At 53.9% G+C, this 22,702-nt stretch carries 20 protein-coding genes, 1 tRNA gene and 1 pseudogene; 10 read left to right on the plus strand and 12 right to left on the minus strand.

The features are described from left to right. The first annotated feature begins 464 nt into the window (after nucleotides 1-464). Nucleotides 465-917, plus strand: a complete 453-nt coding sequence (locus OGX99_RS02085) for a YhcH/YjgK/YiaL family protein (RefSeq protein ID WP_151217454.1) — start codon at nucleotides 465-467, stop codon at nucleotides 915-917. 90 nt (nucleotides 918-1,007) lie between these two features. Here the strand turns inward: OGX99_RS02085 and argF are convergent, their stop codons facing one another. Then, nucleotides 1,008-2,012 (minus strand): ornithine carbamoyltransferase, encoded by a 1,005-nt coding sequence (gene argF, locus OGX99_RS02090; RefSeq protein WP_187259185.1) that lies wholly within the window; start codon nucleotides 2,010-2,012, stop codon nucleotides 1,008-1,010. Next, on the minus strand, nucleotides 1,982-2,077 hold the full coding sequence (argL, locus tag OGX99_RS23840; protein ID WP_373276877.1) for a putative translational regulatory protein ArgL: 96 nt from the start codon (nucleotides 2,075-2,077) through the stop codon (nucleotides 1,982-1,984). Before argL ends, argF begins: the two co-directional genes overlap by 31 nt. A 98-nt stretch (nucleotides 2,078-2,175) precedes the next feature. On the opposite strand from argL, the gene rraB reads away from it, so the two are divergent. From rraB to OGX99_RS02105, 3 genes are all read left to right on the plus strand, one after another. Next, nucleotides 2,176-2,601: a ribonuclease E inhibitor RraB gene (gene rraB / locus OGX99_RS02095; RefSeq protein ID WP_286542434.1), complete on the plus strand. Its 426-nt coding sequence runs from the start codon at nucleotides 2,176-2,178 to the stop codon at nucleotides 2,599-2,601. A gap of 51 nt (nucleotides 2,602-2,652) precedes the next feature. Then, nucleotides 2,653-3,411 (plus strand): tRNA isopentenyl-2-thiomethyl-A-37 hydroxylase MiaE, encoded by a 759-nt coding sequence (miaE, locus tag OGX99_RS02100; RefSeq protein WP_286542437.1) that lies wholly within the window; start codon nucleotides 2,653-2,655, stop codon nucleotides 3,409-3,411. A 165-nt stretch (nucleotides 3,412-3,576) separates the two neighbouring features. Beyond that, nucleotides 3,577-4,407, plus strand: a complete 831-nt coding sequence (locus tag OGX99_RS02105; protein ID WP_151224496.1) for a topoisomerase II — start codon at nucleotides 3,577-3,579, stop codon at nucleotides 4,405-4,407. Between the two features lie 26 nt (nucleotides 4,408-4,433). Here the strand turns inward: OGX99_RS02105 and OGX99_RS02110 are convergent, their stop codons facing one another. From OGX99_RS02110 to pepA, 4 genes are all read right to left on the minus strand, one after another. Continuing rightward, nucleotides 4,434-4,937, minus strand: coding sequence for a GNAT family N-acetyltransferase (locus tag OGX99_RS02110; protein ID WP_151217460.1), 504 nt, complete (start codon nucleotides 4,935-4,937; stop codon nucleotides 4,434-4,436). 160 nt (nucleotides 4,938-5,097) lie between these two features. Continuing rightward, on the minus strand, nucleotides 5,098-7,953 hold the full coding sequence (locus tag OGX99_RS02115; RefSeq protein ID WP_151217462.1) for a valine--tRNA ligase: 2,856 nt from the start codon (nucleotides 7,951-7,953) through the stop codon (nucleotides 5,098-5,100). Continuing rightward, the gene (gene holC / locus OGX99_RS02120) at nucleotides 7,953-8,396 is read right to left on the minus strand and encodes a DNA polymerase III subunit chi (RefSeq protein WP_151217464.1); all 444 of its coding nucleotides are present in this window, start codon (nucleotides 8,394-8,396) and stop codon (nucleotides 7,953-7,955) included. Before holC ends, OGX99_RS02115 begins: the two co-directional genes overlap by 1 nt. A 144-nt stretch (nucleotides 8,397-8,540) precedes the next feature. Further along, nucleotides 8,541-10,052, minus strand: coding sequence for a leucyl aminopeptidase (gene pepA / locus OGX99_RS02125; RefSeq protein ID WP_005134172.1), 1,512 nt, complete (start codon nucleotides 10,050-10,052; stop codon nucleotides 8,541-8,543). A 153-nt stretch (nucleotides 10,053-10,205) separates the two neighbouring features. On the opposite strand from pepA, the gene OGX99_RS02130 reads away from it, so the two are divergent. The 3 genes from OGX99_RS02130 (at nucleotide 10,206) to lptG (ending at nucleotide 12,501) form a co-directional block, all read left to right on the plus strand. Continuing rightward, nucleotides 10,206-10,256 carry a hypothetical protein gene (locus OGX99_RS02130; protein ID WP_212723231.1) on the plus strand — a complete coding sequence of 17 codons (51 nt, stop codon included), beginning with the start codon at nucleotides 10,206-10,208 and terminating at the stop codon, nucleotides 10,254-10,256. 62 nt (nucleotides 10,257-10,318) lie between these two features. Continuing rightward, nucleotides 10,319-11,419 (plus strand): LPS export ABC transporter permease LptF, encoded by a 1,101-nt coding sequence (gene lptF, locus OGX99_RS02135; RefSeq protein WP_151217466.1) that lies wholly within the window; start codon nucleotides 10,319-10,321, stop codon nucleotides 11,417-11,419. Beyond that, nucleotides 11,419-12,501, plus strand: coding sequence for an LPS export ABC transporter permease LptG (lptG, locus tag OGX99_RS02140; RefSeq protein ID WP_151217468.1), 1,083 nt, complete (start codon nucleotides 11,419-11,421; stop codon nucleotides 12,499-12,501). Before lptF ends, lptG begins: the two co-directional genes overlap by 1 nt. A gap of 38 nt (nucleotides 12,502-12,539) precedes the next feature. Here lptG and OGX99_RS02145 read toward each other — a convergent pair whose 3' ends face one another. The 5 genes from OGX99_RS02145 to idnD all read right to left on the minus strand — a co-directional run bounded on the left by OGX99_RS02145 (nucleotide 12,540) and on the right by idnD (nucleotide 18,388). Next, nucleotides 12,540-14,042: a helicase HerA-like C-terminal domain-containing protein gene (locus OGX99_RS02145; protein WP_286540872.1), complete on the minus strand. Its 1,503-nt coding sequence runs from the start codon at nucleotides 14,040-14,042 to the stop codon at nucleotides 12,540-12,542. A 79-nt stretch (nucleotides 14,043-14,121) separates the two neighbouring features. Beyond that, the gene (gene idnR / locus OGX99_RS02150; protein ID WP_151217472.1) at nucleotides 14,122-15,120 is read right to left on the minus strand and encodes a DNA-binding transcriptional regulator IdnR; all 999 of its coding nucleotides are present in this window, start codon (nucleotides 15,118-15,120) and stop codon (nucleotides 14,122-14,124) included. Nucleotides 15,121-15,172: 52 nt separating this feature from the next. Further along, a complete protein-coding gene (idnT, locus tag OGX99_RS02155) occupies nucleotides 15,173-16,492 on the minus strand; it encodes a gnt-II system L-idonate transporter (protein WP_016155581.1) in 1,320 nt (439 codons plus the stop codon). A gap of 76 nt (nucleotides 16,493-16,568) precedes the next feature. Then, nucleotides 16,569-17,333 carry a gluconate 5-dehydrogenase gene (gene idnO, locus OGX99_RS02160; RefSeq protein WP_151224499.1) on the minus strand — a complete coding sequence of 255 codons (765 nt, stop codon included), beginning with the start codon at nucleotides 17,331-17,333 and terminating at the stop codon, nucleotides 16,569-16,571. Nucleotides 17,334-17,344: 11 nt separating this feature from the next. Continuing rightward, entirely contained in the window at nucleotides 17,345-18,388 is a 1,044-nt protein-coding gene (gene idnD / locus OGX99_RS02165) for an L-idonate 5-dehydrogenase (RefSeq protein WP_286542445.1), read from the minus strand. Between the two features lie 217 nt (nucleotides 18,389-18,605). Here idnD and idnK point away from each other — a divergent pair, with 217 nt between their 5' ends. Continuing rightward, entirely contained in the window at nucleotides 18,606-19,127 is a 522-nt protein-coding gene (idnK, locus tag OGX99_RS02170; RefSeq protein WP_151217477.1) for a gluconokinase, read from the plus strand. A gap of 30 nt (nucleotides 19,128-19,157) precedes the next feature. On the opposite strand, the pseudogene ahr reads toward idnK, so the two are convergent. Continuing rightward, nucleotides 19,158-20,177 (minus strand): annotated as a pseudogene (gene ahr / locus OGX99_RS02175) (NADPH-dependent aldehyde reductase Ahr). 220 nt (nucleotides 20,178-20,397) lie between these two features. Here ahr and OGX99_RS02180 point away from each other — a divergent pair. Both OGX99_RS02180 and OGX99_RS02185 read left to right on the plus strand, forming a co-directional pair. Further along, nucleotides 20,398-20,482, plus strand: a tRNA-Leu gene (locus tag OGX99_RS02180). 222 nt (nucleotides 20,483-20,704) lie between these two features. After that, complete coding sequence (locus tag OGX99_RS02185) at nucleotides 20,705-22,390, plus strand: tyrosine-type recombinase/integrase (RefSeq protein ID WP_286542449.1); 1,686 nt, start codon at nucleotides 20,705-20,707, stop codon at nucleotides 22,388-22,390. The last annotated feature ends 312 nt before the right edge of the window (nucleotides 22,391-22,702 follow it).

A 22,702-nucleotide genomic window follows, 5' to 3' on the forward strand; every position in this document is an offset into this window, starting at 1 on the left:
AGTAACTGAATTACTACGCATGAATATGTCTTGTTATTTATTCATGTTAATTTTTTGTACTTATTTAAAAATAAAGCAATTCAATAAGGTGCTGATTTTAGTGTATTTTTTATTATGGTATACATATTTATGCGAACCTGTGATTTTATTATTTGCACGCTGGTGTTGATTACCAAATAAATATGTCACTGCACAAAGATAAAGAGAAGGGAGTGAACTGTGATGAAAGACTGGTTTTTATAAAAAAACATTTTATAACAATATGTTAGTAAACTCCTCGAAAATGACGAGGTGGAAGTTATGCAGTGTTTATGCATAAGCAGTTGTGGCAAGTTAACGATATTTTAACACCATCAGCGATAAACATGCGTTGACGCAAATTATCGGTAAATAGCAGTGGTATGGCAGGTCGTTTTTTCGTATAACAAGTAAAATGAAACGTTGTTTTAATTAAGGGGTTTGAGATGATTGTCGGCAATATTTACAACCTGGATGCCTGGCTGCCGGAAGAGTTGCGCCAGGCGATTGAGCATATTAAAGCGCATGTGACGGATGCGACGGAAAAGGGCAAGCATGATATCGACGGCGATCGTTTGTTTTATCTGATTGCTGAAGATATGACGGAGCCGTTCGCACAGCGCCGCGCCGAGTATCACGCCCGGTATCTGGATATTCAGATCCTACTCAAAGGTCAGGAAGGTATGACTTTCAGCACGCAGCCTGCGGGCGCGCCGGAAACTGACTGGCTGACGGATAAAGACATCGCCTTCGTGGCGGAAGGCGTACAGGAGAAAACGGTGGTGTTGAATGAGGGTGACTTCGTGGTGTTTTATCCGGGTGAAGTGCATAAACCGCTATGCGCGGTCGGCGCTCCCGCGCTGGTACGTAAAGCCGTAGTTAAGCTGTTGGTTAAGTGACGGACGCCAGGCCTGATGAGCGTAGCGCTATCAGGCACAACGGCGCAGATTGCCGGGTGTGGCGGAGCCTTACCCGGCCTACAAACATCATTATTTTGCGAGCGTTGCGACCATCACCGCTTTGATGGTGTGCATCCGGTTTTCTGCCTGATCAAATACGATGCTGGCGGGTGATTCAAAGACCTCGTCGGTCACTTCTATACCGCCGTGCAGTCCGTACTCTTGCGCCATGTGTTTGCCAAGTGTGGTTTGATCGTCATGGAACGCCGGCAGGCAGTGCAGGAATTTCACCTGCGGATTACCAGTCAACGCCATCATTGCGCTATTAACCTGATACTTACGCAGCAGCGCAATACGTTCGGCCCATTTCTCTTTCGCTTCGCCCATTGATACCCAGACGTCGGTATAGATAAAGTCCGCACCTTTCACGCCCGCGGCGATATCTTCGGTCAGCGTAATATTGCCGCCGTTTTTCTGTGCCAGCGCTTTGCACTCCGCAACCAGGCTTTCTTCCGGCCAGCAGGCTCGCGGCGCGACCAGGCGCAGATCCAGCCCGGTTAACGCGGCGGCTTCCAGCATGGAGTTACCCATATTGTTACGTGCATCGCCTGCATAAACCAGCGTCATTTCATTGAGCGCTTTACCTGGCAGGTGTTCCTGCATCGTGAGCAAATCTGCCAGCAACTGGGTAGGGTGAAATTCGTTAGTTAATCCGTTCCATACCGGAACTCCGGCGTATTCCGCAAGCGTCTCGACAATTTCCTGGCCATGCCCCCGATACTGAATACCGTCGTACATACGACCGAGCACGCGGGCGGTGTCTTTGATCGACTCTTTATGCCCAATCTGGCTGCCGCTTGGCCCGAGATACGTTACGCGCGCGCCCTGATCGTATGCGGCAACTTCGAAAGAGCAACGGGTACGGGTTGAGTCTTTTTCGAAGATGAGCGCGATGTTTTTACCGGTGAGTTTAGCGACCTCTGTGCCGTTTTTTTTATCCGCCTTGAGCTGCGCGGCGAGCTGGAGCAGTGACGTCAGTTCAGCAGAGGTGAAATCAAGCAGTTTCAAAAAATGTTTCTGATAAAAGGTAGACATAGTTCCCTCACATGGCTTAGGCCATTTATTGAATTAAAATTCAATTTATATGGATGTTTATTCATTTGCAACCTTGTTTAACAAATCTTTCCTGGAAAGGTGGAGGCAATGACAGCGGTATGTGACAATAAGAGTATCGGCAGGACATTATGAGGAACGAGCCATGGCACACCCGGAACTACTGGAAGAACAGCGTGAAGAAACGCGCTTGATTATTGAAGAGTTACTCGAAGATGGCAGCGATCCAGACGCGCTGTACACCATCGAGCATCACCTTTCTGCGGATGACTTTGAAACCCTGGAAAAAGCGGCAGTAGAAGCTTTCAAGCTGGGCTATGAAGTGACCGAGCCGGAAGAGCTGGAAGTGGAAGAAGGTGACACGGTTATTTGCTGTGACATCCTGAGCGAATGTGCTCTGAATGCCGAGTTGATCGACGCTCAGGTTGAGCAACTGATGAACCTGGCTGAAAAATATGATGTGGAATACGACGGTTGGGGCACCTATTTCGAAGACCCAAACGGCGAAGAAGGTGAAGACGGCGACGATGAAGACCTCGTCGACGAAGATGATGACGGCGTGCGTCACTAAGTCATCTGCTGACCTACGGTGGCGTATGCTGCCGTAGGCCAAGGACAACGTATGGATTACCTGCAAATACTCTCCCCGATCCACAACTTCCTGCACTGTAAAACGCCCCAGGCCTGGCTTGATAAAGCGCGAGACCCGGCGAATCTCCCTCTGTTACTGACCGATCACCTCGTCTGCGAGCTGAAAGCGGCGCAAACGGCTATGCTGCTGGTGCGTAAGTATGTCGCAGATAAACAGGGATCGCAGGCGCTGCTGGACTGGCTGAAACCCTATGAGGCGTATGCTTTCAGGGATGGGGATGAACCGGATTTTATCGCACTGAATAAACAGATTAGCAAAAGTGTGATGCCGCAAACTGACGACCCGTGGGGACGCAAGCTTATCGACAGCATGGTTTTGCTGATCAAAGAAGAACTTCACCACTTCTGGCAGGTGCGTGAGATGATGATGAGCCGCAATATTCCCTACGTCAAAATCACCGCCAGCCGTTATGCCAAAGGCATGCTCAAAGAGGTGCGAACCCACGAGCCATTAACGCTAATCGATAAGCTGATTTGCGGGGCTTACATTGAAGCACGTTCTTGTGAACGGTTCGCCGCGCTGGCGCCGTATCTGGATGACGATTTACAGTCATTTTATCTGTCACTGCTGCGTTCTGAAGCGCGGCACTATCAGGATTATCTGGCGCTGGCGCAGCAGGTTTCTGCTGACGATATCAGTAGCCGGATACAGTTCTTTGGCGAAGTAGAAGCCGCGTTGATTACCTCTCCCGACGATGAATTCCGTTTTCACAGCGGGGTGCCCGCTTAGCCTCCTTCTCTGACGCGCGGCAGACATTGCCGCGCGATTTAACCCTTCCTGTTGCTGTTAACAAAATCTGGTGGCTGGCAATCGCTCACTGCTGCCGTAATAATCAAAACGCGCGAAGGGGAAATATATCCCCAGAACAGAGACGATTTGGCATAAGGATGGTTAATGAACTGGACACACGTATTGTTGGCGGGGTATATCGGGGCGGTGATTGCTATCGTCGTCGGCATGTTTCGCAAAAAAGGCTGGCTGGGCAAGCTCTCCGGCGCGGTGGTTTTTGTGGTGGCAATTGTCGCGTGGAATCTGTTTGATGTGCACTACCTGATCCCGCGGGAAAGCCCGAATTATGGGCTGACGGATGCGCAGAAATTTGAAAACGCGATGCTGTCCATGCCCGTTTATCAGGTGCTTAAGGAGCAGGAGCCTGCGCTGTGGCAGAACATCCTCACCCAGGCAACGCAGCTGAAAGAGGCGGGGAAAAGCGAGCAACAGATTATCGACGCTATTCAGCCGCAGATCCTGCAGGTACAGATGGCGCGTTTGCAGCAGGCGCCTGATGCCAATGTGATCGAGTATATGAAGATTAATCTCGAGCAGATTTCCGCGGTGGCAAAAGTGGGCAATGACGAATGTTTTCGCTTTTTGTTCCCGGCGGTGAAAGGTGGGATTAACCCAGTGCGTATTATTCCGCGTGAGATCATGGATCGTCGTATGGCGAGTGATATGAGCATGATGTATGCCTCACATGGCCCAAAAAAACATACGGTCACGGCAGAAGAAAAACAGCTGGCGCTTCAGGATCTGCAATCCATCAGCCCGGGTCTGGTACAGCGCTTTGGACCGGATATCCAAATCATGGCCGATCCGAGTAAAGGCGTGGGCAAAGAGAAAGTCGTCTGTGAAATGGTGCAAGATTTATGGTCACAGGTGCTGAAGCTGCCAACCGCGCGCGCGGCCGGCGTTATTCGGCTGATGCTCTCAGCCGAAATGCAGTAACGTAACCAGAGCCCCTCGGCGTGAGGTCAGAGGGGCTTTAACATCCGCACTTCACAATCTACATGTCCGGTACAGCCGAGCGCTTCGCTGATATGCTTAAACCCTAAATGTTCATACAGGCGGATAGCCTCGGTCAGAAATGCCGTCGTTTCAAGATAACACTGCTTAAAACCCTGCTCGCGGGCATGGTCAAGCGCCATCAGCGCCAGCTTTTTCGCCAGCCCCTGACCGCGTGCGCTTGGGAGGAAGTACATCTTTTGCAGTTCGCAAATGTCCGGTTCGCTACACCCTAATGGCGCAACGCCGCCGCCGCCCACGACTTCACCATTTTGCTCAACCACCCAGTAGGCTGCGCCCGGCTGGCTGTAAACCTGAAACAGCTCGTCCAGATTGGGATCGGCAACGGTATAGCCTTTATCGGCGGTCAGGCCGTATTCGGCGGAAACCTGACGGATAACGTGGGCAATAGCGGCGTTGTCGTCGGCGGTAATGCGGCGCAGCGTCGTTGAGACAGGTGTGATAACACTCATAGCGAACTCATGACATAAAAGTGAGACATATGCAGTTAATAACACTGCGGTGAGGGGAAGTGCAAGCGAGGATAATTCAAGAAAAAGCCTCTGAGCGGGTGCGTCAGAGGCTTTTATCGTCTGCGGTGCCGGATACGCTACGCTTATCCTGCAAACAATTTTACAGCGCGGCGATAACCGCCTGCTGCTCAATTAGCTTCGCTTTGGCTTCTGCGTAACCGTCCAGCTTCTCACGTTCTTTGGCGATCACCGCTTCCGGAGCGCGAGCAACGAAACCTTCGTTGGACAGTTTGCCTTCGATACGGGCAATCTCACCTTCAATTTTCGCCACTTCTTTTGCCAGACGCGCCAGTTCATCATCTTTGTTGATGAGACCCGCCATCGGGATCAGCAGCTCGGCACCGTCGATGATTTTGGTCACGGAGACCGGACCTTTGTCATCGGCAGGTAGCACGGTGATGCTTTCCAGACGCGCCAGGTTCAGCAGGAAGCTCTTGTTGTCGTTCACACGACGCATCGCATCCGCGCTGCAACCACGCAGCAACAGCTCCAGCGGTTTACCCGGGGCAATGTTCATTTCCGCGCGGATGTTACGTACGGCAACGATCGCCTGCTTCAGCCATTCGGTATCGGCCAGCGCCGCTTCATCAACCTGTGCGGCGTTATATTCCGGGAACGGCTGCAGCATGATGGTATCTGCGGTGTTGCCACAAATTACTTTCACGCGCTGCCAGATGGTCTCGGTGATGAACGGAATAATCGGGTGCGCCAGGCGCAGCAGACCTTCCAGCACGGTGACCAGCGTATTACGGGTGCCGCGCAGTTCAGCATCAGTTCCTCCGGTCATTACCGGCTTGGTCAGCTCCAGATACCAGTCGCAGAACTGGTTCCAGGTGAATTCGTACAGGATGCCCGCGGCGATATCGAAGCGGAAGTTATCCAGCGCTTCGCGGTACGCTTTAACGGTCTGGTTGAATTCAGCCAGGATCCAGCGGTCCGCCAGCGACAGGGTCATTTCGCCGCCGTTAAAGCCGCAATCCTGATCTTCAGTGTTCATCAGCACGAAGCGGCTGGCGTTCCACAGCTTGTTACAGAAGTTACGGTAACCTTCCAGACGCTTCATATCCCAGTTGATATCGCGACCGGTGGAGGCGAGTGCGGCCAGGGTAAAGCGCAGGGCGTCGGTGCCGTGCGGCTCGATGCCGTTCGGGAACTGCTTCTCGGTACGTTTGGCGATCTTCTCGGCCAGCTGCGGCTGCATCATGTTGCCGGTACGTTTTTCCAGCAGCTCCGGCAGGGAGATACCGTCGACCATATCCAGCGGGTCAATTACGTTGCCCTTGGATTTGGACATCTTCTGGCCTTCGTCGTCACGGATCAGACCGGTCATGTAGACGGTATGGAACGGAACCTGCGGCTTGCCGTTTTCATCTTTGATGAAATGCATGGTCATCATGATCATGCGGGCAATCCAGAAGAAGATGATGTCGAAGCCGGAAACCATCACGCTGGTTGGGTGGAACTGACGCAGCGCGTCGGTATTTTCCGGCCAGCCCAGGGTAGAGAAGGTCCACAGCGCGGAGGAGAACCAGGTGTCGAGAACGTCTTCGTCCTGACGCAGCGCAACGTCGGCGCCGAGGTTGTTTTCCTGACGCACTTCGTCTTCGGTACGGCCAACGTAGACGTTACCCGCCTCGTCGTACCATGCCGGGATACGGTGACCCCACCACAGCTGACGGGAGATACACCAGTCCTGAATATCGCGCATCCAGGAGAAGTACATGTTTTCGTACTGCTTCGGTACGAACTGAATGTCGCCGTTCTCTACCGCTTCTACCGCCGGTTTCGCCAGCACATCGGCACGGACGTACCACTGGTCGGTCAGCATCGGTTCGATAACCACGCCGCCACGGTCGCCGTAAGGTACGGTCAGATCGTGAGGTTTGATCTCTTCCAGCAGGCCCAGCGCGTCGATGGTTGCAACGATCGCTTTACGTGCAGCAAAGCGTTCCAGCTTCTGGAATTCAGCCGGGATTTCACTGGAGTAAACGTCAGACTCTTCGCCTTTGGTATCGTACACTTCCGCCGTTTCGCGGATGTCGCCGTCAAAGGTCAGAATGTTGATCATCGGCAGGCCGTGACGTTTCCCGACTTCGTAGTCGTTGAAATCGTGTGCCGGGGTGATCTTCACGCAGCCGGTGCCTTTTTCCATGTCGGCGTGTTCGTCACCGACGATCGGAATGCGGCGGTTAACCAGCGGCAGGATCAGGAATTTGCCGATCAGATCTTTATAACGCGGATCTTCCGGGTTCACGGCCACGCCGGTATCGCCCAGAATGGTTTCCGGACGGGTAGTCGCCACGACCAGGTAATCTTTACCGTCTGCGGTTTTCGCGCCGTCGGCCAGTGGATAGCGGATGTGCCACATCGAGCCTTTAGACTCGCGGTTTTCCACTTCCAGATCAGAGATAGCAGTGCGCAGTTTCGGATCCCAGTTTACCAAGCGCTTGCCACGGTAAATCAGGTCTTCTTTGTACAGGCGAACAAAGACTTCTTTCACGGCATTGGAAAGACCTTCGTCCATGGTGAAGCGCTCGCGCTCCCAGTCAACGGAGTTGCCGAGACGGCGCATCTGACGGGTAATGGTGCCGCCGGATTCCGCTTTCCACTGCCAGATTTTGTCGATGAAGGCATCGCGACCGTAGTCGTGACGGGTTTTACCTTCTTCAGCGGCAATCTTACGCTCAACCACCATTTGGGTGGCGATACCCGCGTGGTCGGTACCGGCCTGCCACAGAGTGTTTTTACCCTGCATGCGCTGGTAGCGAATCATGGTATCCATGATGGTTTGCTGGAAAGCATGACCCATATGCAAACTGCCGGTGACGTTCGGCGGCGGGATCATGATGCAGAAGGACTCTTTGCTTTCATCGCCGTTAGGTTTGAAATAGCCCTGCTTTTCCCAGTGCTCGTAAAGCGGCTGTTCGATATCTTGTGGGTTGTATGTCTTTTCCATTATTTCCAGGTTGCCGTATTCAGGTTAAAACCAGCCACGCGGTAAGCTTTGTAGCGATCACGTGCCGATTGTTTCAAAGAATCTTCGTAAGGGACGAAGTCTATCACTTCTGTGAAAGCGGTGGCAAAATCTGCAAAGCCAACGCGCAAACTGATGAGCAGGTCACGTGGGCTGCTGTTGCGTTTTTCTGGCCAGGCAATCTCTACCGGGGCGCCGCCTCTGGGGCCTTCACCCGCCAGATTATGCGGAACAAAGCTTTCTGCCGGTCTTGCCCACAGAGCTTCATCCAGTCGAAGAGCCTGCTTTTCGTTTTCGCAGGCGATCAGCACGCGCTTGCCAGCCCGCCAACGTTCTGCGGCAATTTCACACACCAGTTGTTCAACGGCGCTTAAGCCATCAACGGTAGTGTCATTATCCAGAAGATAGAACGTCGCATTCTTCATATATGGGGCTTCTTGTGGTGAATTTAAATACAAGGCCGGGTGACCCGGCCTTATCGCCTGATGGCGACGCTTGCGCGTCTTATCAGGCCTACAACGTGTTGCTTTGTAGGCCGGATAAACGTAGCGCCATCCAGCATTTACACATTACTCTTCGCCGTTAAACCCGGCGCGATTGAGCAGGAACTGCGACAGCAGCGCCACCGGACGACCAGTAGCGCCTTTGGCTTTCCCGGAACGCCATGCGGTGCCGGCGATGTCCAGGTGCGCCCAGTTGTACTTACGGGTAAAGCGCGACAGGAAGCAGCCTGCGGTAATGGCTCCGCCAGGACGTCCGCCAATGTTCGCCATATCCGCAAAGTTGGACTCCAGCTGTTCCTGGAACTCATCACCCAGCGGCAGACGCCATGCGCGATCGCCAGCCTGCTCGGACGCGCCGATCAGCTCATGCGCCAGCGGGTTGTGGTTCGACATCAGGCCGGTAATGTGATGGCCCAGCGCAATCACGCACGCGCCGGTCAGGGTTGCGACGTCAATCACCGCTTCCGGCTCAAAGCGCTCGACGTAGGTTAGCACGTCGCACAGCACCAGACGGCCTTCGGCATCGGTATTGAGCACTTCAACGGTCTGCCCGGACATAGTGGTCAGCACATCGCCTGGGCGATACGCGCGGCCACCCGGCATGTTTTCGCAGCCAGCCAGTACGCCGACGACGTTGATGGGCAGTTGAAGCTCGGCCACCATACGCATCACCCCATACACTGCCGCCGCGCCGCACATGTCGTACTTCATCTCATCCATGCCTTCAGCAGGTTTGATGGAGATACCGCCGGAGTCGAAGGTTAACCCTTTCCCGACCAGCACAATCGGACGCGCGTCTTCGGACGGGTTGCCTTTGTACTCGATGACCGACATCAGCGACTCGTTCTGCGAGCCGTGACCGACGGCCAGATAAGAGTGCATACCCAGCTCTTTCATCTGCTGCTCGCCGATCACACGGGTCACCACATTTTTGCTGTAACTGTCTGCCAGCTGACGCGCCTGAGAAGCCAGATAGGCAGCGTTACAAATATTTGGCGGCATGTTGCCGAGATCTTTCGCCGCTTTAATACCCGCGGCGATCGCCAGACCGTGCTGGATAGCTCGCTCACCGCTGGTCAGCTCACGGCGGGTCGGTACGTTGAAGACCATTTTACGCAGCGGACGACGCGGCTCGCTTTTGTTGGTCTTCAACTGGTCAAAGCTGTACAGCGTTTCCTGGGCCGTCTCAACGGCCTGACGTACTTTCCAGTAGTTATTGCGCCCTTTGACGTGCAGCTCAGTCAGGAAGCAGACGGCTTCCATTGAGCCAGTATCATTCAGCGTATTGATGGTTTTCTGAATGACCTGCTTGTACTGGCGCTCATCAAGTTCACGCTCTTTGCCACAACCAATAAGGAGAATTCGCTCAGACAGAACGTTAGGAACATGGTGCAGCAACAGGGTTTGACCCGGTTTGCCTTCCAGTTCGCCACGACGCAGCAGTGCGCTGATGTACCCGTCGCTGATCTTGTCGAGCTGCTCTGCAATCGGAGAGAGGCGGCGTGGTTCAAAGACACCCACGACGATGCACGCACTCCGCTGTTTCTCCGGGCTACCGCTTTTTACACTGAACTCCATGCACTACGCTCCTGAATCTTAAAGACAACAGCGGTGGCTACGGATAGAATTGCAAGCTTTCGTAACTCATACCCGCTGTTGCGGTGACTTCGTGTTAATCTTAACGTTATTACGGCATTGGCACGTCAGAACAATTTCTGAGAGGTGGATCCGTTGAGTATAATGATCTTAGCGACGATTTCGACGACTCAAGAGAATAAATGACGTTTAAGCCATGAAACAAGCTAAATTCCGGCAAAAGACGGGTTTTTACGGGCGTATTTAAAGTGATAATCATAAGATATCTGGTTCGGGAAACGCTCAAAAGCCAACTTGCGATCCTATTCATCCTGCTTTTGATCTTCTTTTGTCAAAAGTTAGTCAGGATCCTTGGTGCGGCTGTTGACGGCGACATCCCGGCGAATCTGGTGCTCTCGCTGCTGGGGCTGGGCGTGCCAGAAATGGCGCAACTTATCTTGCCCTTAAGCCTGTTCCTCGGGCTGCTGATGACGCTGGGCAAACTGTATACCGAAAGTGAAATTACGGTCATGCATGCCTGTGGGCTGAGCAAGACTGTGCTTATTAAAGCAGCGATGGTACTGGCGTTGTTTACCAGTATTATTGCGGCGGTCAACGTGATGTGGGCCGGACCGTGGTCCTCCCGGCATCAGGATGAAGTACTGGCGGAGGCGAAAGCCAACCCCGGTATGGCGGCGCTCGCTCAGGGGCAATTCCAGCAGGCGACTAACGGCGGTTCGGTACTGTTTATCGAAAGCGTCGACGGCAGTAACTTCAAAGATGTGTTCCTCGCGCAAATCCGCCCGAAAGGTAACGCCCGTCCTTCGGTGGTGGTGGCTGATTCCGGACATCTTACGCAGATGCGCGATGGCTCCCAGGTCGTAACCCTAAACCAGGGGACGCGCTTTGAAGGGACCGCGCTGCTGCGCGATTTCCGCATTACCGACTTCCAGGATTATCAGGCGATTATCGGTCATCAGGCCGTGGCGCTGGATCCAAACGATACCGAACAGATGACCATGCGTACGCTGTTGGCGACCGACACCGATCGCGCCCGCGCGGAGCTGACCTGGCGTATCACGTTAGTATTCACCGTATTTATGATGGCACTGATGGTCGTTCCGCTGAGTGTGGTAAACCCGCGTCAGGGGCGTGTACTGTCCATGCTGCCAGCCATGCTGCTCTATTTGCTGTTCTTCCTGGTGCAGACGTCGCTGAAGTCGAACGGTGGCAAAGGTAAGCTGGATCCTGTGTTCTGGATGTGGGTGGTTAACCTGGCTTATCTGGCACTGGCGATTGTGCTCAACCTCTGGGATACGGTGCCGATGCGCCGCTTACGTGCCCGTTTTATGCGTAAAGGAGCGGTATAATGCAGCCCTTTGGTGTACTTGACCGCTATATCGGTAAAACCATTTTCACCACCATCATGATGACATTGTTCATGCTGGTGTCGCTCTCCGGGATCATCAAGTTTGTCGACCAGCTGAAAAAAGCCGGGCAGGGGAGCTACGATGCGATGGGTGCCGGGCTGTATACCCTGCTCAGCGCGCCGAAAGATATCCAGATCTTCTTCCCGATGGCGGCGCTGCTGGGGGCTTTGTTGGGGCTGGGCATGTTGGCCCAGCGCAGTGAACTGGTGGTGATGCAGGCTTCCGGCTTTACCCGTATGCAAGTGGCGTTATCGGTGATGAAAACCGCGATTCCGCTGGTGCTGCTGACGATGGCCATCGGCGAATGGGTTGCGCCGCAGGGTGAACAGATGGCGCGTAACTACCGTGCCCAGCAGATGTACGGCGGCTCGCTGCTCTCTACCCAGCAGGGGTTGTGGGCGAAAGACGGGGACAACTTTGTTTACATCGAGCGGGTGAAAGGTGACGCTGAGCTAGGTGGAATCAGCATCTACGCCTTTAACGACAAACGTCGTTTGCAGTCTGTTCGCTATGCTGCCAGCGCGACGTTTGACCCGGAGCAAAAGGTCTGGCGTTTGTCGCAGGTGGATGAGTCCAACCTGACCGACCCGAAACAAATCACCGGTTCGCAGACAGTGAGCGGCACCTGGAAAACCAACCTGACGCCTGACAAGCTCGGTGTCGTGGCGTTGGATCCTGACGCGTTGTCGATTAGTGGTCTGCATAATTACGTGAAGTACCTGAAGTCGAGCGGCCAGGATGCCGGACGCTACCAGCTCAATATGTGGAGCAAAGTGTTCCAGCCGCTGTCGGTGGCGGTCATGATGCTGATGGCGCTGTCGTTTATCTTCGGCCCACTGCGTAGCGTCCCGATGGGTGTGCGTGTAGTGACGGGGATTAGCTTCGGTTTTGTATTTTATGTGCTGGACCAAATCTTTGGCCCGCTGACGCTGGTGTACGGCATTCCGCCGATTATTGGCGCGCTGCTGCCAAGCGCCAGCTTCTTCCTGATAAGCCTGTGGCTGATGCTGCGTAAATCGTAATATCTACCCCTCCCGCTGTGCGGGAGGGGAGCTTCCTGTTAGCGTTTTCTCCCACCCATCAAACTGCCCAACATGCCACGGATTATCTGATTAGTGACCTGTCGCGCCGCGCTTTTCGCCACGCTCTGTACCACGCCATCGCGCTTGCCGCCGCGCGGTCCGGTACTGCCAAACAAAATATCCTTCAATCCAGCGAGAATACCGTCGTCAACCTCGACCGCTTTACCGTTGGCGGGAGGCGTATTTTGCTGCTCGGTGCTGGCTTGCACGCCTTGCTGTAAACGCTCATAGGCGGATTCGCGGTCGATCTCTTCCTCATATTTGCCGTACAGCGAGGAGTGATTGATCAGCCCGTTGCGCTCGTCGTCGGTCACCGGTCCCATGCGGGAACACGGGGCAATTACCATCGCCCGCTCCACCACCGACGGGCTGCCTTTGGCGTCCAGAAACGACACCAGTGCTTCGCCGGTACCCAGCTCCTGAATGGCTTTCTCGGTATCAAACGCCGGGTTGGCGCGCATGGTTTGCGCCGCGCTTTTCACCGCTTTCTGATCTTTTGGCGTGAACGCGCGCAGGGCGTGCTGCACGCGGTTACCCAACTGGCCGAGCACGTTGTCCGGAATATCGGCCGGGTTTTGTGAGACGAACCACACGCCGACCCCTTTCGAGCGGATCAGGCGTATGACTTGTTCGATTTTATCCAGCAGCACCTGCGGAGCGTCGTTGAACAGCAGATGCGCTTCATCAAAGAAGAACACCAGTTTGGGCTTCTCCAGATCGCCTGCTTCCGGCAGCTGTTCGTACAGTTCGGAGAGCATCCACAGCAGGCTGGCGGCGTACAGTTTGGGCATCTGATAGAGCTTCTCGGCGCTGAGGATGTTGATCATCCCTTTGCCGTTGGCGTCGGTACGCATCCAGTCTTTGATATCCAGCATCGGTTCGCCAAAGAAGTGCGCCGCACCCTGCTGCTCCAGCGACAGCAGTCCGCGCTGGATAGCCCCGACCGAAGCGCTGCTGATATTGCCGTACTGATTCTGGAAGGATTTGGCGTTATCGCCGATGTACTGAGTGATGGCCCGCAGGTCTTTGAAATCGAGAAGCAGCAGGCCCTGGTCGTCGGCAATGCGGAAGATAATATCCAGCACGCCAGACTGCACGTCGTTGAGGTTCAGCAGACGGGCCAGCAGCAGCGGCCCGAGGTCAGATACCGTGGCTCGCACCGGGTGGCCTTTCTCACCGAAGATATCCCACACCGTGACCGGATTAGCATGCGGTTGCCAGTCGGTAATACCGATGTTTTTCAGGCGGGCGAGCAGCTTTTCAGAGGTTTGTCCTTCCTCGGCCACGCCGGTTAAGTCGCCTTTCACATCAGCCATAAATACCGGTACGCCAATCCCGGAGAGCGATTCGGCCAGTTTTTGTAGGGTGACGGTTTTGCCGGTCCCGGTCGCGCCGGTAATCAGCCCGTGACGGTTGGCCATGCCTGGCAGCAAAAACAGTTCTGTGTCCGGCGTGCGGGCAATTAGCAGGGGTGCGCTCATTGAGATTTCCTCCATTTATCCTGCCTGGAGTATAGGCAATGTCCATCAAAGAGAGTATGCGATGGCGAGAGAAAATGACTTAAAGCGTATTGCCGTGATAAATCTGATACCCCAGATCCACGGTGTTGTGGTTATGGTCGTTGTTCTTGATTTTGCTCAGCAACATCTGCGCCGCCATGCGGCCAATGTCAAAACGTGGGGTGATCACGCTGGCAAGGCTGGGGATCATCTGCCTGCCCATTTCCAGTCCGTGAAAACCAGCAATCGAGATCTGCTCCGGAACGGCCAGCTCACGCTCGCGGCACAGCAATAGCGCGCCCATCGCAATATCGTCGTTGGTGCAAAAGACGCCGTCTACATCCGGATGCGCGGTGAGCGCGTCCCGCATCATCTGGGTGCCGAGATGAATGGACGAAATAGAGCGCGGATTGACGCGCAGCGGCATCAGACCCCGACGCGTCATGGCATCGCAGTAGCCGCGATAGCGCTGTTCATCGCGGACGTCGTCTTTCGAACCAAGGTAGAGGATTTTGCGCCGCTGGCGTTTATCCAGCATGGTGCTGACCATATCAAACGCGGCCTGACGGTTATCGAAACCTACTTCCATGTCCAGACGATCGCCCTGAATGTCCATTAGCTCGACCACCGGAATGTTGGCAGAGCGCAGGAATTTAACCGTGCGCAGAGTGTGATATTTCTCGGACAGGATAATGCCGTCGATATTGTACGACAGCAGGTTGATCACCGACTCTTCCTCGGATTCCCGGTCATAATTGTAGTTGGCGATCAGCGTCTGATAGTTATGGTCTGAAGTGACTGACTCAATACCGGCCAGAATGTCAGCGAACAGCTGATTTTGAAACGAGGGGATCAGCACGCCGAGCGTATAGCTTTGCGCGTTCAGCAGCATCGCGGGCGCGCGGTTGGGGATGTAATTAATCTCCTCCATAATCTGCGCAATGCGTTCACCGGTTTCCTTTGCGACCTTTTTCGGCGAGCGAATGTAGCGGCTCACCGTCATTTTGGTCACGCCCGCCAGCGTGGCGATATCTTGCAAAGAAATTCTGTGGTTCCTCATTTTCTCTCCAGTGCCGGGGAGCGCTGACCTGTGCTCCCCGGTGATGACCGTCTTAATGCAGGATGGCGTTCAGCGCCAGAACACCCAGCAGACCCATAATGGAAATCAGCGTCTCCATTACCGTCCATGTGCGCAACGTTTCCCCCACGCTGAGATTAAAGTAGCCTTTAAACAGCCAGAATCCCGGATCGTTAACGTGGGAGGCAATCACACTGCCCGCGCCGGTAGCCAGCACCATCAGCGCCGGGTCGGCATGAGTGACGTTGATAATCGGCAGTACCACACCTGCGGTAGTGATAGCCGCCACGGTGGCTGAACCGAGCGCGATGCGCAGCAAAGCGGCAACCGTCCAGCACATCAGCAACGGAGAAAGCGACGTGCCGGTCATCAGGTGTGAGATATATTGTCCCACGCCGCTGTCGACCAGAACCTGCTTAAATGCACCGCCCCCGGCGATGATAAACACAATCATCGCGATCGCGCCGATAGAGTCACCAATGATATCCATAATTTGCTCGATCGTACGTCCGTTACGTCGACCAAGGGTAAAAATGGCGAGCACGATAGCAATAAATAACGCGACCGCAGGGTTACCGATAAACTCAAAGAACACCCGCACGCTGTTGGTCTTTGGCAGTGTAATTTCGCACACCGCAGCGACCGCCATCAGTATGACCGGGATTACCGCCGCAAAGATACTGTTCCAGAACGACGGCATCTCTTCTTCGGTGAACAGATGCGGGTTGAACAACCCTTCCGGCGGTGCTTTCTCAAAGCGGGTCAGCAGCTTAGAAAACAGCGGCCCGGCGACAATCACCGTCGGGATAGTAATAATAAATCCGTACAGCAGAGTGGTACCGAGATTGGCCTCGAAAATGGTGGCAATCGCGGTGGGTCCCGGATGCGGCGGCAGAAAACAGTGGGTCACGGACAGCGCGGCGACCATCGGTACGCCGACATACAGCAGCGGCAGGCCGGACGAGGCCACCACCGTAAATACCAGCGGCAGCAGCAGAACAAAGCCGACTTCGAAGAACATCGCCAGACCGACGACCAGACCGGTGATCACCAACGCCCACTGCACGCGTTTCTTACCAAACGTGCCAATCAGCGTGGTGGCAATGCGCTGAGCCGCACCGGTATCGGAAATCAGCTTACCGAGCATTGCGCCGAAGCCGAGGATCATCGCCAGCCCGCCGAGCGTGCCGCCGATCCCATTTTGTATTGAGTGCAGAACGGCCTGGGCATCCATCCCTTCGGCAAAACCAACGACCGCCGCCACCAGGACCAGAGCAATAAAGCCGTTAACTTTAAAGCCAATCATCAGGACCAGGAGCAGCGCGACGCCTGCCGCAATTATTATTAATGGCATAATCGTTTCTCTTTAAATTATTTAGAGTGGTGTGCCAAAAATGCAGCGCCTGGGCGCTGCGTGATGTTGCGTTGTATCAGACGGCGACGAGCATGCCGCCATCGACAAACAACAGGTGCCCGTTAACAAAATCGGATGCTTTAGAAGAGAGGAATACCGCCGCGCCAATTAGCTCCTGCGGATCGCCCCAGCGCGCCGCTGGCGTACGTTTGCACAGCCAGGAAGTGAAGGCTTCATCCTCGACCAGCGCTTTGGTCATTTCGGTTTTAAAGTAGCCCGGGGCGATACCGTTGACCTGGATATTGTGGCGCGCCAGCTCAACGCACATTCCGCGGGTGAGCATTTTTACCGCGCCTTTAGAGGCGGCGTACGGCGTGATGGTGTCGCGGCCCAGCTCGCTCTGCATGGAGCAGATGTTGATGACCTTCCCGGCCTGACGTTCCACCATGCGACGCGTTACCGCCTGCGAGACCAGGAATACCGCCGTCTGGTTAACGGCAATCACATCGTTCCAGTCCTGTTCCGGGAATTCGGTAAACGGATGGCGACGCTGGATACCAGCGTTATTCACCAGCACATCAATTTGGCCAATGTCTTTTTCGATATGCTCGATGGCGGCATCAATGTCCTGTTTATGCGTAACATTGAACGGCGCGGCAACGGCGCGGATCCCTTCCTGCTGCAGTTTAGTGACGGCGGCTTCCGCGCGCTCCGGCGTAATATCATTGACGATAATCTGCGCGCCATATTTACCCAGACCAGTCGCCAGTAAATAACCAATGCCCTGAGCCGAACCGGTGATCAGAATGTTTTTGCCGTCCAGTGAAAAAAGATCGTTCATCATGCTATTCCTTATTTTATGTCTTCGAAAACAAGCTGGACTTTCGCTGCCTGGGTTTTGTCCCCGGCGAAGTTCAGCGCCTGTTCAAGCTCGGTAAACGGATATTCGGCGCTGAGTAACGGCAGCGGATCGATAACGTTATTCGCCAGCCACGACACCGCGGTGTTGAACTCGGTGGTAAAGCGGAACGAACCTTTGAGCGCGATCTCTTTGCCGATCAACATCATCATCGGGAAGTCCGGCACCGCGCCGCCCATGCCGACCTGCACCATCACGCCTTTCGCGCGGGTCACTTCCAGACAGGTGGTGATTGAGGACGGATGGCCGGAGACCTCGAAGCTGACGTCGAAGTAGCCTTTCTCTTTTTTCCACTCGTCGAGCGAGTCCTGCTGCGGGTTAATCAGCGTGTCGGCTCCCATTTGTTGCGCCAGCGAGAGCGAGCGCGGGCTGATATCCGCACAGACAATCTCTGCCGCGCCGAGCGTTTTCACCGCGCTGACAATCAGACAGCCGATAGGCCCAACGCCGGAGATAAACACGCGCTTGCCCTGCAGGTCGCCCGCTTCATGTGCGGCGTGGATCGCGACCGCCAACGGTTCGGCAAAGGCCATGACTTTTTCATCCGCCTCTTGAGGGTAGGAGACGCACTGCGCAGTATCGACGGTTTTATACTGAGTAAAGCCGCCGTCGACGTGGGGAAAATACATGGCGCTGCCAAAAAAGCGCATTTCCGTACACTGGTTTTCTTCATGCTGAAGACAGTATTTACAGTGGCCGCAGGGCTTCGACGGATTAATCGCCACTGACTGACCTTCGTGTAATTCTGTTGAATCGCTGTGCACTACTTTACCAATAACTTCATGGCCTAAAATCATCGGCGCTTTAACGGTAAAATTACCGACTTTCCCTTCCTGATAATAATGTAAATCGGAACCACAAATACCGCCTCGGGTAATTTTTACCAGCGTCCCTTTATTATTCCATTCTATATTTTGGTCGGTAATGGCAACAGTTTTCTTCCCCGCGACAACGCAGGATTGGGTTTTGACTTTCATAAATGCCTCACTGGTCAGGTAGTAACCTCGGCAGCATTTAAACGGTTTTAATTGTTATTATTTGTGATGCAGATCACGCTGAGAAATTGTTACACTACAATGTTACGCATAACGTGATGCGCCCTGTAAATCTGCTCAGTCGCGGCGAAAAAAGGTGAATTCTGCAATGTGGAAGGCGTAGTATCGCGCCATGGAATATGAATCTGGAGTTTTTTCAATGGCCGGGGAAAGTTATATTTTGATGGGCGTTTCGGGTAGCGGTAAATCTTTAATTGGTAGCAAAATTGCCGCTGTATTATCGGCTAAATTTATTGATGGTGATGATCTCCATCCGGCTAAAAATATTGATAAAATGTCTGAAGGTATTCCATTAACCGATGAAGACCGATTGCCGTGGCTAGCGCGATTAAATGACGCCTCATACAGTTTATATAAAAAGAACGAGACCGGGTTTATTGTCTGCTCGTCATTAAAAAAACAGTACCGAGATATATTGCGTCAGGGCAGCCCGAATGTGCATTTTCTGTGGCTGGACGGCGACTACGAGACTATTCTGGCGCGCATGCAGCGTCGGGCAGGGCATTTTATGCCGGTGGGATTACTCAAAAGTCAGTTCGACGCGCTGGAGTGCCCACAGGACGATGAGAAAGATATTGCCCGCATCGATGTAAACCATGACATCGAGCATGTGACGGAACAGTGCCGCCAGGCGGTGCTCGCGTTTCGTCACGGGCAATAAGCCCAGCCCCTTGCGGGACTGAGCCCTGCATCAGAAGTCGGCTTTCAGCACCACGCGATAGCGGGCCTTGCCATCACGCACGTGCTGGATAGCTTCGTTAATTTGCGACATCGGGTACAGCTCGGTGGTAGGCGACACCTTGCTGCGCCCGGCAAACTTCATCAGCTTGCGCAGCTCAAATGGCGTCCCGGTCGCCGAACCGGAGATGCTGCGATCCCCGGCAATTAAGGTAAATGCCGGCACCGGCAGCGGCTTCAGCACTGCACCGACGGTATGGAAGTTACCGCCGTAGGCGAGCGCTTCAAAATAGGGCTGCCAGTCGAGATCGACGTTAACCGTGTTAATGATGAGATCGAACTGGCCCGCCAGCGCTTTTAGCGCATCCGGATCGCGGCTGTTGACCACTTTATCCGCCCCCATCGCCAGCACTTCCTGTTCTTTCGCCGGATTGGAGCTGAATGCGGTCACTTCACAACCCATCGCGTGTAACAGCTTAATGGCGATATGTCCCAGGCCACCGATGCCGATCACCCCAACGCGGCTGGTGGCAGTGATATGGTGCATCAGCAGCGGTTTGAACACCGTGATGCCGCCACACAGCAAGGGGCCAGCTGCCGCCAGGTCGATGCTCTCCGGCAAGGGGATCACCCACTGCCAGTCGGCTCGCAGCTTCTCGGCAAAGCCGCCGCGATTGAGAATAGTGGGAACGGACCCTTCCAGGCAGTTGATCTGATTGCCGCTGATACAGGCGTCACAATGTCCGCAACTGCGCGCCGTCCAGCCAATCCCAACGCGCTGACCAACCTTCAGACCCTTATCCTACGCCGCACTGCCGAGCGCTGCCACGCGACCAATCACCTCATGCCCGGCAACCAGCGGATACTGAGAGAATCCCCATTCGTTGTCGATCATCGACAAATCGGAATGGCAGATACCGCAGTAATCGACCTGGACTTCGACATCTTCCGGCTTGAGCTCGCCCGCATCATATTCATAGAGTTCGAGTTCGCTGCCCGCCGCTTTTGCGGCGTAGCTTTTTATCATCGACATCGTGTTTCCCTCAGTGTGGTGTTGAACTGGAAGTGTAGAGCATGGGGAAACGGGACGCTTCGCAGAAGGGGGGATTAAGAAGAGGGCAAACTGTGATGAGGGTTGCAGGTGGGAAAGGTAATGCTGAAATTTTCAACACTTAGCAGGCCAGATACACGCTGGCGCTTGCATGGTGGCGCACGACAGGTATAATCCACAACGTTTTCCGCATCCCTTCCGTGCCGGAGTGGCGAAATCGGTAGACGCAGTTGATTCAAAATCAACCGTAGAAATACGTGCCGGTTCGAGTCCGGCCTTCGGCACCAAGTGATGCAATAATTAGCTACCTAAGGGTGGCTTTTTTTGTGTCCATTTTCGTCCAAATTCGTCCATATCCGTCTGTAATTCAAAGATAATTTATTTTTCGATAATAACCATTTTTATTTTGTGGTCTTTCCGTGTTGGTCATTTTTCATCCATTGACATCCACGCGATTTGGGGGCCAAATTGGGGGCTTAGACGTAGTTCGATAATAGTGAGGCCCCCAAATGGCACTAACAGATCGCGCTATAGTCCACGCCAAGCCTTGTGGCAAGCCGTATAAGCTCAGTGACTCGCATGGACTTTACCTGCTGGTTAACCCTAACGGTTCAAAACGCTGGTACATCAAGTACCGCTTTGTAAACAAAGAGAAAAAGCTCGCTTTAGGACCTTATCCGCTTTTGACGCTTGCACAGGCAAGACGCATGCGTGAAGAGGCCCAATTACTGCTGATTTCTGGCATCGATCCGAGCGCACACCGAAAGGCTGAACGCCTTGCGATAACGCCGGAACATACGTTTGAGTCTGTGGCACGCGAATGGGTCACCAGTAACGTGAACTGGTCGGCGGAACATAAGAAGCGGGTGCTGCGTTACTTCGAGCTTTATGTGTTCCCCACGAACGGCAGCTGTGACATCACAAAAATGAAGGTCAAAGATCTGCTGGTGCCCATCAAGGAGGTGGAGAAAGCGGGCAAACTGGATGTTGCTTCCCGGCTTCAGCAGCGCACTGCCTGCGTGATGCGCTACGCCGTCCAGAACGGCATTATCGATCATAACCCTGCATCAGATTTAACCGGCGCGGTTTCCACGCCCAAAGTACGTCACCACCCTGCATTAGATTTGAATCTTATCCCTGATTTCCTGGATAGAATCGACGATTACAAAGGCCGTCAACTGACTCAACTGGCGGTAAAGCTGGCGCTGCTGCTGTTTATCCGCTCCAGCGAACTGCGCTTTGCCCGCTGGGATGAGATTGATCTGCGTAACGCCATGTGGACAATCCCCGCCGAGCGTGAGCCGATCCCCGGCGTTAAATATTCAGCGCGTGGGGCGAAGATGCGTTCTCCTCACTTGGTCCCTCTATCACATCAGGCCATCGAACTGCTGCACAAGGTGCGGCAGCACTGCCGACCGGGAACTGAATTGGTGTTCCCCGGCGATCATAACTACCGCAAACCGATGAGTGAAAACACTATCAACAAAGCGCTGCGTGTGATGGGCTACGACACCCAGAAAGATGTTTGCGGCCACGGTTTTCGCACTATGGCTTGTAGCGCGCTGGTGGAGTCAGGCCTGTGGTCAAGCGACACGGTAGAGCGCCAGATGAGCCATCAGGAGCGTAAGCGCGTGCGGGCGGCGTATATCCATAAGGCGCAGCATCTCGAAGAACGTCGGGAGATGATGCAGTGGTGGGCGGATTATCTGGATGCAAACCGGTTCAGGCATGTGGTGCCGTATGGCTTTAAAAAGTCGCCGGGAGGCACACTCGACCATATGAGCTTCCAGGAGCGTAATGACCGGCAGCTAGAGGAGCTGAAAGCCAGAATACTGGCCGACTCGGAATGGCTGACAACGTCTGAGTTATCGGCAAAAGCGGGCTTTCGTTCCGCCGATCCTGATGCTGGTCCGAAAGGCTGGAAAGCGGCTGGGAAGATATTCTCGCTGAAGGTCGACGGGGAGGATTTGTATCCGGATTATGTTCTGGATGAGAAAGCGCGGCCTCTCAAGGTTGTCAGGTTGATACTCTCGCTGTTCAAGGAACGCAAAACGCCGTGGGGACTGGCTATCTGGTTTGGCTCGGCTAATCGCAGGTTGAGAGGAGGGAAGCCGAAAGATTTGCTGATTTCAAAGTCAGAGCTGGTACTGCTGGCGGCGCAGGATGAGGTGGAGTCAGGGGATGCTGGTATTTAGTCATCCTTGGAGTAGGGTTTTTCATAACAGAGGGAATCAGTGCAAAGCGACCCAGCATTTATGTAGACCTGTGGTTTAGCTTAGCACTCCCCGTGGGTAGTTAAATTTGACCGTCCGCTAAGAGTGAGGAATGGAAATCGAAGTGTTAGTACGGATGGTGGATTTTGGCTGCTTAAAACATTGCAGTGCTGGTGTAGACACGACAAACATAAAAGTGGATGCAGTTAAAATAGATATCTGTGCAGTAGGTTTCTTTGAGGACTAGAACAATCAAAAAGATTTAGATAAAATTGCAGTGTTAAATTAATTAAC

It is taken from the genome of Citrobacter sp. Cu096 (assembly GCF_030332285.1).
GTDB lineage: Bacteria > Pseudomonadota > Gammaproteobacteria > Enterobacterales > Enterobacteriaceae > Citrobacter > Citrobacter meridianamericanus.

Coding starts and splice junctions, on each gene's coding strand:
- OGX99_RS02085 (WP_151217454.1), top strand. CDS start 465: ATGATTGTCGGCAATATTTACAACCTGGATGCCTGGCTGCCGGAAGAG.
- argF (WP_187259185.1), bottom strand. CDS start 2,012: ATGTCTACCTTTTATCAGAAACATTTTTTGAAACTGCTTGATTTCACC.
- argL (WP_373276877.1), bottom strand. CDS start 2,077: ATGAATAAACATCCATATAAATTGAATTTTAATTCAATAAATGGCCTA.
- rraB (WP_286542434.1), top strand. CDS start 2,176: ATGGCACACCCGGAACTACTGGAAGAACAGCGTGAAGAAACGCGCTTG.
- miaE (WP_286542437.1), top strand. CDS start 2,653: ATGGATTACCTGCAAATACTCTCCCCGATCCACAACTTCCTGCACTGT.
- OGX99_RS02105 (WP_151224496.1), top strand. CDS start 3,577: ATGAACTGGACACACGTATTGTTGGCGGGGTATATCGGGGCGGTGATT.
- OGX99_RS02110 (WP_151217460.1), bottom strand. CDS start 4,937: ATGAGTGTTATCACACCTGTCTCAACGACGCTGCGCCGCATTACCGCC.
- OGX99_RS02115 (WP_151217462.1), bottom strand. CDS start 7,953: ATGGAAAAGACATACAACCCACAAGATATCGAACAGCCGCTTTACGAG.
- holC (WP_151217464.1), bottom strand. CDS start 8,396: ATGAAGAATGCGACGTTCTATCTTCTGGATAATGACACTACCGTTGAT.
- pepA (WP_005134172.1), bottom strand. CDS start 10,052: ATGGAGTTCAGTGTAAAAAGCGGTAGCCCGGAGAAACAGCGGAGTGCG.
- lptG (WP_151217468.1), top strand. CDS start 11,419: ATGCAGCCCTTTGGTGTACTTGACCGCTATATCGGTAAAACCATTTTC.
- OGX99_RS02145 (WP_286540872.1), bottom strand. CDS start 14,042: ATGAGCGCACCCCTGCTAATTGCCCGCACGCCGGACACAGAACTGTTT.
- idnR (WP_151217472.1), bottom strand. CDS start 15,120: ATGAGGAACCACAGAATTTCTTTGCAAGATATCGCCACGCTGGCGGGC.
- idnT (WP_016155581.1), bottom strand. CDS start 16,492: ATGCCATTAATAATAATTGCGGCAGGCGTCGCGCTGCTCCTGGTCCTG.
- idnO (WP_151224499.1), bottom strand. CDS start 17,333: ATGAACGATCTTTTTTCACTGGACGGCAAAAACATTCTGATCACCGGT.
- idnD (WP_286542445.1), bottom strand. CDS start 18,388: ATGAAAGTCAAAACCCAATCCTGCGTTGTCGCGGGGAAGAAAACTGTT.
- idnK (WP_151217477.1), top strand. CDS start 18,606: ATGGCCGGGGAAAGTTATATTTTGATGGGCGTTTCGGGTAGCGGTAAA.
- OGX99_RS02185 (WP_286542449.1), top strand. CDS start 20,705: ATGGCACTAACAGATCGCGCTATAGTCCACGCCAAGCCTTGTGGCAAG.